Raw genomic sequence first — 13,251 nt, 5'->3', positions numbered from 1 at the left:
GTCAGATCACCTCCAGCTCAGCGTTGAGGGCACCAGCCGATTTGATGGCCTGCAAAATGGCCACCAAATCTTGCGGTGTCACGCCCATGCTGTTGAGCGCACGCACCACATCCGACAACTGCGGTGCAGGGGGCAAGTGCATCAGCCGACCGCCGTCTTGCGTGATGGTGATATTGGCCTTTTCAGACTCCACGGTACGCACGCCACCATTGTTGGCGGCATTGGCCACTATGGCGGTATTTTGGTTGTTCTTGGCGTTGATGCCAATGTTGGTGTCGTTGTCGTTGCCCGTGAAGGAATTGGGTTGGCTGATGACGGGGGTGGAATCGACGCTGATGGTCAAGTTGCCATGCGCTACGGCACAGGCCCCCAAAGTCACGGCCTGGTTCATCACAATCGAGCCAGTGCGGGAATTGACCACCACCCGCGCTTCAGGCGTGGGCAAATCCAAATTCAATTCTTCCAGATCAGCCAAAAACGCCACCCGCGCATCCGGGTTTTGTGGCGCACGCACCCGCACCACCCGGCCATCCAACGCCTGCGCTGTGCCACCGCCTTTGGACTGGTTGATGGCCGCTGCCACCCGGCGCGCCGTCTGAAAATCCGCCGACTTGACACCCAACTCAATAAAATCGCCCTGCAAAAAAGGCGTGGGTACCGCGCGTTCTACTTGCGCTCCGTCGGGGATACGGCCTGCGTTCAAGTGGTTGACCTGCACACTGCTTTTGCCGTCCTTGGAACTGCCACCCGCACCACCCACCAACAGGTTGCCCTGCGCCAGCGCATAAATCTGACCGTCCACCCCACGCAACGGGGTGCTGATGAGGGTACCCCCGCGCAGCGACTTGGCATCGCCTATCGACGATACCGTCACATCGATGGCCTGCCCTGGGCGCGCGAACGGCGGCAATTGTGCAGTGACTAACACAGCGGCCACGTTGTCACTCTTGATATTGGCCCCGCTGATGTTCGAGTCAATGGCTTTACCGTCTTTGACGTTTGATCCCAGAGAGAGACCCATTTGCTGCAAGTAGTTGCGCAAACTCTGGCTGGCTGGGCCACCGGCTTTGTCGCCTTTGCCGTCCAACCCCACCACCAGCCCGTAACCCGTGAGTTGGTTGGTGCGCACCCCCTGCACGGCGGCCACATCCTTGATGCGCGCGGCATGGGCCGGAGCCACCGCCGCCCCCCACCCGACGGCCACTGCGAGCAGCGCGCTGTGGACGGCATGTAATTTGTAAAAATTGAATCTGTTCATCGCACAATACCCCTTGAACCTATTGTGCAGACGACTGACGGCGGTGCAAACGTCAAAAAGACCGGCAAACACCCGCCAAATGTGGCCTCACCCCATCAGAACGGCGAGAGCGTCAGAAAGAAACGCGCCAGCCAACCAAAGGTTTGGGCATCGTCCTGCGCGCCACGGCCACGCGACAAAACACGCACATTGGCCACCTGCGTCGAAGCCACCATATTGCCCGGTGCAATGGTGCGCGGATCTACCGTGCCCGTAAACTTGAGAACATCCACGTTCTGGTTCACGCCCACCTGCTTCTCGGCCACCACCTGCAAATGGCCGTTGGGCAACACTTCCACCACCGTGGCGGTGATAGCGCCCTGGAAAAAATTGTTGCTGGCCGTAGAACCATTGCCACTCATACTGTTGCTGGTTTCGGCCTCGGCATCCAGTTTTGTGCCCAAAGCAGTACCAATTAAAGGCAACATGCTAATGGCCGCCCCCAATGTTGACTGACGACTCACACCAGAGTTGGATTCCTGCGATGCCAACACGCTCTCTACGACATTGATCGTCAACGCGTCCCCCACCAACCGCGCACGGTGATCCTCAAACCCTGGGCGGTACGACGACGTGGCAAACAGCGATCCGGTGGGCGGATCAAACGACCGCTCTTGGCGCGCCGGGTACAGCATCGACGGATCGTCTGGCCCCTTGGCCAGCTCCACATCCGGCACCCGCGACAAAGTGTTGCAACCCGTGGCCGCCAACACCAGCGCCAGCCCACCCAACCGCAATGGCCAACGGCCAACGGCAGGCGCACACATCAGGGAAGGCAACAAAGAGCGGCGCATGGCAAACCATCCATCAATACAACACAAAGACATTCAAGGCAGCGGCACCAAGCCCGCCGCCACCGTTACAGCTGCGTGAGTTTTTGCAGCATCTGGTCGGACGTGGTCACGGCCTTCGAATTCATTTCATAAGCGCGCTGGGTCTGAATCATGCACACCAGCTCCTGCACCACGTTCACGTTCGAGGTTTCCAAATGCCCTTGCATCAAATAACCCAGTCCGTCAGCCCCCGGCGTACCGGCTACTGGATTGCCGGATGCTTGGGTTTCGGTGTAAACATTTTGACCACGCGGCTCCAAACCCGCCGGATTGATGAAAGATGCGGTCTCAATCGTGCCGATCTGCTGCGGCTGCGGGTTGTTCAGGCCAATCAAGGCTGTGACCACACCGTCTTTGCCCACGGTAATGCTGCGCGCGTCCGCCGGCACTGTCACACCACCCAGCACGCGGTTGCCATTGGCTGTGACCAACTGGCCTTGGGCGTTGATTTCAAACGTGCCATCACGGGTATAGCCTGTGGTGCCATCGGGCAACTCCACCTGAAAAAACCCATTGCCGTTGATGGCGATATCAAATGATTTGTCGCTTTGCTGCAAGCTGCCTTGGGTATAACTGCGCGAGGTGGCTACCGTACGCACACCCAACCCGAGCTGCAATCCTGTTGGCAATTGCGTTTGCTCAGTATTGTTGCCCCCAGCTTGACGTAAATTCTGGTACATCAAATCTTCGAATACCGTCGTAGCACGCTTGAAACCCGTAGTAGATACGTTGGCCAAGTTGTTGGAAATAACATCCAAATGGGTTTGCTGTGCCTGCATGCCTGAAGCTGCAATGCAAAGAGACTGAACCATTGCCATTTTTAACCCCTTATTTCAATATATCAGGCGTTCATGCCCAACAATTTGCCAGCCGTCTGGTCATTTTGTTCAGCATTTTTAATCATCTTCATTTGCGCCTCGAACAGCCGCGCTGCAGAAATCATGTTCACCATCGCTTCGACTGGGTTCACGTTGGAGCCTTCCAGTGCGCCGCTGACCATTTGTGCCGCCGGGTCGGCGGGCAAAGGCTGGTTGTCCGCGCCCCGGAACAAACCGTCCTCACCGCGTTGCAGGCGGGCCTCGGCGTTGGGCGTGACGAGCTTCAAGCGGCCCACAGCTTGCGGGTTCTCGCCCGCCACCTTCACGCTGATGGTGCCATCGCTGCCTATGCCCACCTCAGCGTTGGCTGGAATGGTGATGGGCGCGCCACCCGCGTCCAGCATTGGCAAACCTGCATGGCCCACCAGATTGCCGTTTTGCGAAATTTGCAAATTCCCAGCACGGGTATAAGCCTCCACGCCATCCAAACCCTGAATAGCAAAGTAAGCTTGGCCCTGTGCCGCCACGTCCAGCGGGCGGCCCGTCGTGGCCACGGTGCCCGGCAAATCCAAATGCCCGGCGGTGGCCTCCAGCGCATGCACGCGGGTGCTGGCCCCTTCGCCACGCACCGGCACGTGCCGGAACGTGGCCATCTCGGCCCTAAAGCCGTTGGTGTTGACGTTGGCCAGGTTGTTCGAAAGCAACTGCTGCCGGTACATGGCAGCGTTGGCGCCCGACATGGCGGTGTAAATAACGCGATCCACAGTGCAACTCCTTGCTCAAATTCAAACCACCTGGCCAGCCCCACGGGCCAGCCAGTTTTGCTAGACGCTTGCCCGGTTACTTCAGGTTGATCACGGTGTTCATGATCTGGTCTTGCGTCTTGATGGTCTGCGAGTTGGCTTGGTAATTGCGCTGCGCGGTCATCATGTTCACCAGCTCGGCGGTCAAGTCCACGTTGGACTCTTCCAGCGCACCGCCGCGCAACGAGCCAAAGCTGCCCGAACCCGGCACGCCAAACACCGGGCCGCCCGAGTCTTTCGACTCCACCCAATAACCACCGCTGGACGGCTCCAACCCCGACACGTTGCGGAAGTTGGCCAGCTTGAGCTGGCCCATCGACTCGGTCTGACCGTTGGTGTACTTGGCGGAAATGGTACCGTCGTCTTCCACGCTGATCTTGGTCAGGAAGCCGGGCGGGTTGCCGTCCTGATCCAGCGCGGTCACGCTGAACTCTTGAGCGTTTTGGGTGATCTTGGAGAAGTCAACCGTGATGCCCTTCGGGCTGTTTGCTTGACCCAAAGAAGTAGTCGAACCACTTTCATTTTTTATGTTGTTGATAGGAACAGAAAATGCAACAGGGGCGGAAGCGGGGAAAGCTGGCTGCCAGTTTTCAATAACTTTGTACGTTGTTTTAACTATGGGATCACCGTTAACACCAGGGTCTACAGACACATCAATCGTACCGTCGCTGTTGACTGTGTAAGTAGTTGCTGCTGGCGCACCTGTTGAACTAGCGGATGTGTCAACAGCCTTCACACTGGCATTGCTGTAGGTTATGGTATTTGCACCACCAATAATTTTAAGATCGGTTCCCGTCAGCTGAGCACTGGTGATCGGATTCGTGGGGGCAGTACCAGTTGACGTTGGGCCCCATGTAGAGGCTTCCGTCATATTGCTGATTTTCCCAAAAGAATCAAATTGCAAGAAAGCAATTGGCTTCAAATCGGGGTCATTGTCAGCGTCTGTTGTCGCGTCGTATTGATCCGGGTTAGATGAACTCCAAGCTGCGTCAACAACACCACCCTTGGTCGGTGTTGCAGATGGTGCTGCCGCTGTTTTATTTGTGCCATCGTCTTTAGGGTATTTTGCGTACACTGCCCACGTGTTGGACTCGGTTTTTTTGAAATAGAAATCCATGTTGATGGCCGCACCTTGCTGGTCAAACACTTGCAGCGTGGTGCCATAGGTTTTCAACGGTGGGTCGGTCAAGCCGGTGACGGCATTGGGCACGGCAACCGCAGCGCGGGTGTCCAGGTTCAAGTCCATCGTCACGCCCGTGGTTTCGCGGCCCGGGGCCACACCGCCATTGGGCCACTTGTAAGGCTCACCGGTGGTCGGATCCACCAGCTTGGCGCCGTTGTTGGCCACAATCTCGCCCAGTTCGTCCAGCTTAAAGTTGCCGGCGCGGGTGTAGATGCGCTCGCCGTTGCTGGCTTCCAGCGTAAAAAAGCCCGCGCCGTTGATGGCCAAGTCCAGCTCGTTGCCGGTGTCGCTCAGGTTGCCCTGCGTGAATTCCTGCGACACGGTGGCAATGCTGGTGCCCATGCCCAGGCCCATACCACCCGCAGAGCCCAACGACGAGGCGTACAGCTCGGCAAATTCGGCGCGCTGCGTCTTCATGCCCACAGTGTTGACGTTGGCAATGTTGTGCCCAATCACGTCCAGGTTCTTGGCCGAAGCGTTCAGGCCAGACAGTCCAATGTTGAAGCTCATGGTGGTTTCCTCTCAGCGTTACTTCAGGTTGATCACGGTGTTCATGATCTGATCTTGCGTCTTGATGGTCTGCGAGTTGGCCTGGTAGTTGCGCTGCGCGGTCATCATGTTCACCAGCTCGGCGGTCAAGTCCACGTTGGACTCTTCCAGCGCACCGCCGCGCAACGAGCCAAAGCTGCCCGAACCCGGCACGCCAAACACCGGGCCGCCCGAGTCCTTGGTTTCCACCCAGTAACCACCGCTGGACGGCTCCAGGCCCGACACGTTGCGGAAGTTGGCCAGCTTGAGCTGCCCCATCGATTCGGTCTGGCCGTTGGTGTACTTGGCCGAGATGGTGCCGTCGTCTTCCACGCTGATCTTGGTCAGGAAGCCGGGCGGGTTGCCGTCCTGGTCCAGCGCGGTCACGCTGAATTCCTGGGCGTTTTGGGTGATCTTGGAAAAATCGACCGTAATGCCCTCTGGGCTGTTCAACTGGCCAATAGAGTCGGTAGCACCGCTGGTATTTTTAATATTGTCAATCGAAACACTGAAGGCTGGTGGAACAGCCATATTGGTTGGCTTCCAATCGCTTTGGACAGCAAAAATCCAAGTATTACCACTACCAGAGACTGTAAGTGTGCCATCTCCATTATCAATCGCCGAGGTTAGAACCGCATTGGCAGCTGGAAAAGCAGCCGTGCCACTTGTAAGCTTTGCGTTGGCGTAGCTTTTACGAACACCAGTTGCAGTATCAAATATGGCATCAGCATCTGGGCCGTCTGTACTGGTCACCACATCAACGGTTAAAGTACCAACAGAGCCTACAGTATTGGTACCCGTAAAACCACCAAATCTGGTTTCTGTAGCAGCAGTTCCTACTGCGGGAGAAGGGGTCTTACTTATCGTGGGAGCTGCCTCAAGAACCGATTCAGTCGTCATTTTGCTCATTTTTCCAAACGAATCAAATTGCAAATAGGCAATCGGCTTCAAATCGGGTTCGTAGTCGACATCAGTTCCCTCATACCGATCAGGATCCGTTGCAGACCATGCCGCGTTGATCTCGCCCCCATCGGTGGGCACAGCAGTGGGTGCAGCAGCATCTCCTGTGCCTTCCGGGTATTTGGCGTAAACGGCCCAAGTGTTGGCCTCGGTTTTCTTGAAATAGAAATCCATGTTGATGGCCGCGCCTTGTTGGTCAAACACTTGCAACGTGGTGCCGTAGGTTTTCAGCGGCGGATCGGTCAGACCTGTAGTAGGGTCAGGTGCTGCGATCTTGGCGTTCGTATCCAAGTTCAAATCCATCGTGATACCAGTGGTTTCGCGGCCCGCCGCCACACCGCCGTTGGGCCACTTGTACGGGTCGCCCGTGGTCGGGTCAATCAGCTTGGCGCCGTTGTTGGCCACAATCTCGCCCAGCTCGTCCAGCTTGAAGTTGCCTGCGCGGGTGTAAATGCGCTCGCCGTTGCCAGCTTCCAGCGTAAAGAAGCCCGCGCCGTTGATGGCCAGATCCAGCTCGTTGCCGGTGTCACTCAGGTTGCCCTGCGTAAATTCCTGCGACACAGTGGCAATGCTGGTGCCCATGCCCAAGCCCATGCCACCGGCAGAGCCCAACGACGAAGCGTACAGCTCGGCAAATTCGGCGCGCTGCGTCTTCATGCCCACGGTGTTGACGTTGGCAATGTTGTGCCCAATCACGTCCAGGTTCTTGGCCGAAGCGTTCAGGCCAGACAGTCCAATGTTAAAGCTCATGGTAGTTTCCTCTCAGCTTTTCAAAAAAAGTTGCACAAATGGGCGTCTGGGCCCGGCTTACATAAACTCTTTCACGTCGTCGTAGGCCACCGTGCCACCGCTGCTGGTGCGCAGGCGCATGGCGCCGTCGGCAAAGCTCACGCTTTCCACGGTTTGCGGCGCCAGCGTGGTCACGGTGGCGGCCACGCCCTTGACGTCGGACGTGACGCGGAAGCTCTTGACCTTGCTCAAATCGGTCACGCCAGCGGCTTGGGCATTCCAGTTGAAGTGGTGGGTACCAGCGGTTTTGTCGCCCAAATTCAGCGTACCCAATACGGTGCCAGTGGTGCTGATGACTTCCACCTTCACGCCCTTGGCATCTTTGGGCAATTCCAGCGCCCCTTGGCCCACGCCATTGGCATCGAATGCCAGTTGGTTGCCCGGCAGCAGCACTTGGCGGCCCACCAGCGATGTACCTTGCATGTTTTGCAACGCATTGAACTGGGTGGTGATGCTGGACATGGTGCTGTTAAGCTGCTGGATGCCCGTTACGGTGTTGATCTGCGCCATTTGCGAGGTCATTTCCGCGTTTTCCATCGGGTTCATCGGGTCTTGGTTTTTGAGCTGCTCCACCAACAGCTTCAAAAAGCGATCCTGCATGGCTTGTGGATCAGAGTCCACAGCTTTTTTGCCACCGTTGGCGTTGTAAGTCTGAATTTCGGTGGCCGACAAAGGGGTCATGAACATAAGGGTGCTCCGGTGTCAATGTGTGCAATATCGGGTTACTGGCCCATTTGCAGGGTTTTGAGCATCAACGACTTGGCGGTGTTCATCACCTCGACGTTGTTTTGGTAAGCGCGCGAAGCCGAGATCATGTTCACCATCTCCTCCACCGGGTTCACGTTGGAATGCGTCACGTAGCCCTGGTCGTCGGCGCTGGGGTGCTGCGGGTTGTACACGCGGCGGTTGGGCACTTCGCTTTCCACAATGTTGCTGACCTTGACGCCGCTGGTGGCGCCGTCCTTGCTCAGCGGCACGGTCTGGAACAGCACCTGGCGCGCGCGGTAGGCCTGGCCGTCGGGCCCGGCCACGGCGTCGGCGTTGGCCAGGTTGCTGGCCACCACGTTGAGGCGCTGCGCCTGCGAGCTGATGGCACTGCCCGATACACTGAAAATTCCGAACATCGACATGATGAACTCCCTGATGGTGGCTTACTGGCCCTGGATGGCGTTGAGCATGGTCTTGACGTGGCCGGTGATGAAGCGCAGCGTCGATTCGTAGCGGATGGCGTTGTCGGTAAAGTTGGCACGCTGCTGATCCATGTCCACGCTGTTGCCGTCCGCTGAGGGTTGGATCTGCACGTTGTAGGCCATCTTGGCGCTGGCCTGCAGCGCGCCGACGTGCTCCACGGTGCTCAGGTGCGCGCCGCTGGTGGTGGCCAGGCCGGTGCTGCCGCTGGTGCGCAGCACGGTGGCGCCACCTGGCTGCTGGCCGTTGGCATTCTTGAGCGCCTTGGCAAAGTCGAAGTCGCGCCCCACGTAGCCGGGCGTGTCCACGTTGGCCATGTTGCTGGCAATCACCTGCTGGCGCAGCGAGCGCAACTGCAGCGAGTTGGAATACAACTCCATGCGTTTCGTCAATTGCTCAATCATGGCGGGCCTCACAACATACAAGGTGCGCTGCACACCCATGCAGCACGTTTCGATGCCCCGATTGTGGGAATCTGGCGCCGCCACAAAGGCACGATAAAGGCCCCAAACACCCCCTTATTGCCCGCAGCGCACGCTGGCCTGGGTGCGTACAGTGGCACGTACCATGTCTGACCGCACCCCCTCCCGCCCTTGCCCCGCCCTGCCCGCCCACCATGACGTTCGCAGCGCACGCGTTGGCAGCGGCGCCAAGCCCGCCATGCTGGCCTGTGGCGTGGCGCTGGCCTGGGGGCTGGCCACCGGCATCGTGGCACCCGCAGCGCAGGCCCAGACGCCCTACGCCAGCGCACCGCCCCAGGCCTGGAGCCAGCAAGCCCAGCAGTGGATAGAACAGAAGTGGCAGCAGAACCGCGACAGCAACGCCCCCAGCCAGCTGCGGCCCGAGATCATCGTCGGCCAGCTCGACACCCGGCTGCGGCTGGCGCCCTGCCAGCGCGTGGAGCCCTTTTTGCCGCCCAACACCCGGCTGTGGGGCCGCAGCCGCATTGGCCTGCGCTGCGTGCAGGGGCCCACGCCGTGGCGGGTGTTCTTGCCCATCACCGTCAAGGCCTGGGGCCCGGCGTGGACGGTGCGCCAGACGCTGACGCCGGGCACCGTGCTCACGCGCGACATGGCCGAGCAGACGGAGGTGGATTGGGCCGAAGGCGTCTCGCCCGTGCTGCCCAGCGAGGAGCAGTGGGTGGGCAACGAGGCGGTGCGCGCCATCCTGCCCGGCCAGGTGCTGCGCCAGAACATGGTGCGCGCGCCGCAGTTGTTCTCGTCGGGCACCCAGGTCAAGGTGGTGGCCAGCGGCAAGGGCTTTGCGCTCAACGCCAACGGCGAGGCCGTGGGCCACGGCTACCTGGGCCAGAGCGTGCGCGTGCGCATGGCCAGCGGGCGCGTCATCGTCGGCGTGGTGCGCAGCGCCGACACGGTCGAGATTCAGATCTAAAGCGCAAAAAATCCGGTAAAGTCGGCCTTATTTGTGCCGATACAGCATTCACGCAGCCCGTTCAAGGGGCTGGGAGAGTGCCATGAAAATCCACCACCTGTCAGACCAGCCTGCCAGCGCCGCCCTTGCGGCGCCGTCCAAGCTCGCCGGTAGGTCAGCGCCCGCCGCCGCGCCTGCCAGCCCCGCTGCCGACGCCCCCGCCACGGGTGCGTCGGTGCAAGTCCAGTTATCGTCCGCCACACAAAGCATGGTCGCGTCCAGCCGTTCGTCGGGCTCCAGTGCCGTTTTCAATGCCGACAAGGTGCAAGCCATGCGCGACGCCATCGAAAACGGCTCGTTCCGGGCCAACCCCGGCGCCATTGCCGACAAGATGCTGGCCAACGCGCGCGACCTCTGGCGCACCAGCCGCAGCAACTGAGCCCGCTTTCTTTCCACCCCCTCTTGGCGTTTGGCAACCATGGTCGCACCCACAACCCCCTGGTCGGCAGCACAGCAACAGCTCGAAGGCCTGCTGGCCCAGTTTGACGCCGCCCGCGTGGCGGCACAGCAATCCAGCCACAGCCCGGCGCAGGCCGACGGCTACGCCGCCCAGTGCCGCGAGCTGGCGCAGCAGGTGGCGCAGGCCTACCCCGTGCTGGCGCGCGCGCTGATGCAAGGCCAGCCCCCGGCGGAAGTGCTCACGCTGTTCCAGCAAGTCAAGCAGCGGCTGGAGCACCTGCGCGACACCACCGCGCGCCTGGCAGCTGGGCCTGAACGTGCGCTGGGCATCCTGTTTCCGCAGCAGCACCAAGGCACCTACGCGCAGCTGGGCGGGCGCGGCGGCATGGGTTCGCGCCGCTGGCCCAGCCAGGCGCCGCTCAAGGCCTGAAATGCGGGTGGCCTGAAGCTTCGGCTCAGTGCTCGCGCAAGCGGGCGCGCAGACGGGCAATGGACTGGCTGTGCAACTGGCACACGCGCGATTCGGTCACGCCCAGCACGGCGGCAATCTCCTTGAGGTTCATGTCGTGCTCGTAGTACATGCTCATCACGTACTGCTCGCGCTCAGGCAACTTCTCGATAGCATCCACCAGCGCCTCGCGCATGCGCTGGCCGGTCAGCAGCAGCTCAGGGTCCACCTCAGCGCCACCGGGCAGGTAGCGGTCCAGAAAGTGATCCTCGCCGTCGGCCTGGCCGGCCAAATCTTCCAGATAGACCAGCTGCGTGCCCCGCACGCGGCCCAGCAGCTCCTGGTAGTCGGCCAGCGGCAGGTTCAGCTCGGTGGCAATCTCCGATTCGCGCGGTACGCGCTGCAGGCGCTGCTCCAGCCGCTGCACGGCGCGCTCGATGTCTTTTTGCTGCTTGCGCAGGCTGCGCGACATCCAGTCGCCTTCGCGCAGCTCGTCGAGCATGGCGCCCCGGATGCGCTGGCTGGCAAAGGTCTCGAACTGCACGCCCTGCGACGGCTCAAAGCGCGACAGCGCCTCGCTCAGGCCCATCATGCCCACCTGGATCAGGTCGTCCACTTCCACGCTGGCGGGCAGCTTGACCATCATGTGGTGCGCCAGCTTGTGCACCAGCGGGGTGTACTTGCGCAACTGGGCGTTGAGATCCAGTGTGCCTTTGGCGGTGTACATCTTGGGCAACTCCGTAGCGGTGAACAACACGGTATTCTGACTCTATCGGCGAACGGAGTGTCCGGGGCGGGCCACTGCGGCGGGCGCAGCAGCCACGGCGGGGGCGGATTCAGCGGCAGGCGCAGGCGCAACGGGCAGCACCAAAGCGCTGTCGAGCACGCGCAGCACGCAGGCTTCCTGCCGGGGTCGGCGCTCCAGCACCGTGTGTTCATGGTACTCCAGCGGCCACACGTAGGGCAACACGCGCAAGGACTGGTGGCAGCAACGCTGCAGCGACTGCTGCGCCGTCTGCAGCGCGGCAGCGGTGGTCACCGGCGGGCGCGCGCTCACGCGCGGCAACACCACCGGCAACAGGCCGCCCGCCTGCACCAGCACCTTGACCGCGCTGTAGGCCTGCACCACGCCCTTGGCGTCCAGCGCCATCGGCACCAGCGGCGAGGCCTCGCTGTCGGCCAGCAGCACCGCCAGCGGGTGCAGTTGCGCGTGCAGCAGCACCACCACGCCCTGGGGCACGCCAGCCAGCCAGCGTTGCAGCACGCGCTGGTGGCCCTGGGCCGCGTCCTGCGGTTTCAGGCCGCACAGGCCGTCAATCACCACCAGGGTATGGCCCTGGGCCTGCAGCTCGCGCTCCAGTGTCCACAGCAGCTCCAGCGACAGGGTGTCGCCCTCGGTGGCCACCACGGGCAGCACCCGGGTGGGCGGCACCGGCACCAGCGACTGCAGGCCGTGCGCCTGGTCGAAGTGGGGCTCAAACATGCCAGTTGTCCAGCTTGACCGGCGCGTGCGTGGGCTGGGCAAAGAAGTAGCCCAGCTCGGTGCTTTGCGGATCGTGCGCGGACTTGCCGTTGTTGCCCATCGACATGCGCACCAGCGCGGCGGCGTCGGCGCGCTGCCAGTCCTCGGGCACGCGCTGGCCGGTGGTCACGCCACGCAGCACGGTCTGGTGGCGGATGAGCGCGTCCAGCGCCGGGCCGAGCTTGGCGGCTTCGTCCAGCTTGGACAGGATCACGCCGTAGAGCGAGGTGTCCTTGTAGGCGGTCAGCACGTCGTCCAGCGTGTCGCCGTGGCTGCCGGCGTTGAGCACCAGCATCTTGCGGATCTTGGGCGTTTCCAGCACTTCCAGCATGTCCTGGATGCGCGGATCGCGCTGGCCCAGGCCGGCGGTGTCGATGATGACCATGCGCTTGTTGGCCAGCAGGCTGAGCAAGTCTTGCAGCGCGGCGCGGTCGTGCGCCAGGTGCGACACCACGCCCAGCATGCGGCCATAGGCGCGCAGCTGCTCGTAACCGGCCACGCGGTAGCTGTCCAGCGTGATGAGGCCGACGCTGTTGGCGCCGTAGGCCTTGACGCACTGGGCGGCCAGCTTGGCGGCGGTGGTGGTCTTGCCCACGCCGGTGGCGCCAATCAGGGCAAATATGCCGCCTTCGTCGCACAGCGCGGTGTTGTCGGTGGGGGTCTTGAGGTTGCGCGCCAGCACTTCCTGCACCCAGCGGAAGGTGTCGGTGGGGGTGCGGTCGGTGGGCATGCGCTCCAGCACGGCACGCGCCACGGTGGGCGAGTAGCCCGCGCGCAAAAACTTGAGCATCAGGTTGGCCTGCAGCGGGTTCTGGCGCGCATCGCCCAGCCACGACATGGTGTTGAAGCGTTCCTCGATCAGCGCCTTGAGGCCGCTGAGCTCACCCGCCAGCCGCGCCTCGTTGGCGGTCATGGCCGCGCTGGCCGGGGCGGCAGCGGCGGCCTGGGGCTGGTGGCGGTTGCTGCGCTGGGCCACCGGGGCGGGGCTGCGGCCACCCAGCTCAGCGCCGGGGCCAAAGGGCAGCACGATGTCGTCGTCGCCCAGCGGCATG

The 13,251-nt window shown here is 61.5% G+C and carries 15 protein-coding genes; 3 read left to right on the top strand and 12 right to left on the bottom strand.

What is annotated here, in order from left to right:
* Window position 1: 1 nt before the first annotated feature.
* The 9 genes from CON76_RS07190 to flgB form a co-directional block, all read right to left on the bottom strand.
* A complete protein-coding gene (locus CON76_RS07190; RefSeq protein WP_101102688.1) occupies window positions 2-1,258 on the bottom strand; it encodes a flagellar basal body P-ring protein FlgI in 1,257 nt (418 codons plus the stop codon).
* A 95-nt stretch (window positions 1,259-1,353) separates the two neighbouring features.
* Window positions 1,354-2,064 (bottom strand): flagellar basal body L-ring protein FlgH, encoded by a 711-nt coding sequence (locus tag CON76_RS07185; protein WP_101102687.1) that lies wholly within the window; start codon window positions 2,062-2,064, stop codon window positions 1,354-1,356.
* 92 nt (window positions 2,065-2,156) lie between these two features.
* A complete protein-coding gene (gene flgG / locus CON76_RS07180; protein WP_101102686.1) occupies window positions 2,157-2,942 on the bottom strand; it encodes a flagellar basal-body rod protein FlgG in 786 nt (261 codons plus the stop codon).
* A 29-nt stretch (window positions 2,943-2,971) separates the two neighbouring features.
* Window positions 2,972-3,712, bottom strand: coding sequence for a flagellar basal-body rod protein FlgF (gene flgF, locus CON76_RS07175; protein WP_101102685.1), 741 nt, complete (start codon window positions 3,710-3,712; stop codon window positions 2,972-2,974).
* 76 nt (window positions 3,713-3,788) lie between these two features.
* Window positions 3,789-5,444 (bottom strand): flagellar hook protein FlgE, encoded by a 1,656-nt coding sequence (locus CON76_RS07170; protein ID WP_101102684.1) that lies wholly within the window; start codon window positions 5,442-5,444, stop codon window positions 3,789-3,791.
* An 18-nt stretch (window positions 5,445-5,462) separates the two neighbouring features.
* Window positions 5,463-7,172 carry a flagellar hook protein FlgE gene (locus CON76_RS07165; RefSeq protein ID WP_101102683.1) on the bottom strand — a complete coding sequence of 570 codons (1,710 nt, stop codon included), beginning with the start codon at window positions 7,170-7,172 and terminating at the stop codon, window positions 5,463-5,465.
* 57 nt (window positions 7,173-7,229) lie between these two features.
* A complete protein-coding gene (locus CON76_RS07160; RefSeq protein WP_101102682.1) occupies window positions 7,230-7,898 on the bottom strand; it encodes a flagellar hook assembly protein FlgD in 669 nt (222 codons plus the stop codon).
* Window positions 7,899-7,933: 35 nt separating this feature from the next.
* A complete protein-coding gene (flgC, locus tag CON76_RS07155) occupies window positions 7,934-8,341 on the bottom strand; it encodes a flagellar basal body rod protein FlgC (protein ID WP_101102681.1) in 408 nt (135 codons plus the stop codon).
* A gap of 21 nt (window positions 8,342-8,362) precedes the next feature.
* A complete protein-coding gene (gene flgB / locus CON76_RS07150; protein WP_101102680.1) occupies window positions 8,363-8,803 on the bottom strand; it encodes a flagellar basal body rod protein FlgB in 441 nt (146 codons plus the stop codon).
* Window positions 8,804-8,966: 163 nt separating this feature from the next.
* Between flgB and flgA the strand changes: the two genes are divergently transcribed.
* The 3 genes from flgA to CON76_RS07135 all read left to right on the top strand — a co-directional run bounded on the left by flgA (window position 8,967) and on the right by CON76_RS07135 (window position 10,659).
* Entirely contained in the window at window positions 8,967-9,791 is an 825-nt protein-coding gene (flgA, locus tag CON76_RS07145; protein ID WP_240592800.1) for a flagellar basal body P-ring formation chaperone FlgA, read from the top strand.
* An 82-nt stretch (window positions 9,792-9,873) separates the two neighbouring features.
* Complete coding sequence (gene flgM / locus CON76_RS07140; protein WP_101102678.1) at window positions 9,874-10,209, top strand: flagellar biosynthesis anti-sigma factor FlgM; 336 nt, start codon at window positions 9,874-9,876, stop codon at window positions 10,207-10,209.
* A gap of 39 nt (window positions 10,210-10,248) precedes the next feature.
* A complete protein-coding gene (locus CON76_RS07135) occupies window positions 10,249-10,659 on the top strand; it encodes a hypothetical protein (RefSeq protein WP_101102677.1) in 411 nt (136 codons plus the stop codon).
* 25 nt (window positions 10,660-10,684) lie between these two features.
* On the opposite strand, the gene CON76_RS07130 is transcribed toward CON76_RS07135, so the two are convergent.
* The 3 genes from CON76_RS07130 to flhF form a co-directional block, all read right to left on the bottom strand.
* Window positions 10,685-11,404 carry an RNA polymerase sigma factor FliA gene (locus tag CON76_RS07130; protein WP_101102676.1) on the bottom strand — a complete coding sequence of 240 codons (720 nt, stop codon included), beginning with the start codon at window positions 11,402-11,404 and terminating at the stop codon, window positions 10,685-10,687.
* 42 nt (window positions 11,405-11,446) lie between these two features.
* On the bottom strand, window positions 11,447-12,160 hold the full coding sequence (locus tag CON76_RS07125; RefSeq protein WP_101102675.1) for a hypothetical protein: 714 nt from the start codon (window positions 12,158-12,160) through the stop codon (window positions 11,447-11,449).
* Window positions 12,153-13,251, bottom strand: a 1,099-nt coding sequence (gene flhF, locus CON76_RS07120) for a flagellar biosynthesis GTPase FlhF (RefSeq protein WP_101102674.1), incomplete at its 5' end; no start/stop codon positions are given. The genes flhF and CON76_RS07125, both read right to left, overlap by 8 nt.

Source organism: Macromonas bipunctata (genome assembly GCF_002837135.1).
Taxonomy (GTDB): Bacteria; Pseudomonadota; Gammaproteobacteria; order Burkholderiales; family Burkholderiaceae_C; genus Macromonas_A; species Macromonas_A bipunctata.
The sequence above is the reverse complement of the archived record's forward strand: the minus strand, read 5'-3'. Positions and strand labels throughout refer to the sequence as shown.

Coding starts and splice junctions, on each gene's coding strand:
- CON76_RS07190 (WP_101102688.1), bottom strand. CDS start 1,258: ATGAACAGATTCAATTTTTACAAATTACATGCCGTCCACAGCGCGCTG.
- CON76_RS07130 (WP_101102676.1), bottom strand. CDS start 11,404: ATGTACACCGCCAAAGGCACACTGGATCTCAACGCCCAGTTGCGCAAG.
- CON76_RS07160 (WP_101102682.1), bottom strand. CDS start 7,898: ATGTTCATGACCCCTTTGTCGGCCACCGAAATTCAGACTTACAACGCC.
- CON76_RS07135 (WP_101102677.1), top strand. CDS start 10,249: ATGGTCGCACCCACAACCCCCTGGTCGGCAGCACAGCAACAGCTCGAA.
- flgG (WP_101102686.1), bottom strand. CDS start 2,942: ATGGTTCAGTCTCTTTGCATTGCAGCTTCAGGCATGCAGGCACAGCAA.
- CON76_RS07185 (WP_101102687.1), bottom strand. CDS start 2,064: ATGTGTGCGCCTGCCGTTGGCCGTTGGCCATTGCGGTTGGGTGGGCTG.
- flgA (WP_240592800.1), top strand. CDS start 8,967: ATGTCTGACCGCACCCCCTCCCGCCCTTGCCCCGCCCTGCCCGCCCAC.
- flgC (WP_101102681.1), bottom strand. CDS start 8,341: ATGTCGATGTTCGGAATTTTCAGTGTATCGGGCAGTGCCATCAGCTCG.
- CON76_RS07125 (WP_101102675.1), bottom strand. CDS start 12,160: ATGTTTGAGCCCCACTTCGACCAGGCGCACGGCCTGCAGTCGCTGGTG.
- CON76_RS07165 (WP_101102683.1), bottom strand. CDS start 7,172: ATGAGCTTTAACATTGGACTGTCTGGCCTGAACGCTTCGGCCAAGAAC.
- flgB (WP_101102680.1), bottom strand. CDS start 8,803: ATGATTGAGCAATTGACGAAACGCATGGAGTTGTATTCCAACTCGCTG.
- flgM (WP_101102678.1), top strand. CDS start 9,874: ATGAAAATCCACCACCTGTCAGACCAGCCTGCCAGCGCCGCCCTTGCG.
- CON76_RS07170 (WP_101102684.1), bottom strand. CDS start 5,444: ATGAGCTTCAACATTGGACTGTCTGGCCTGAACGCTTCGGCCAAGAAC.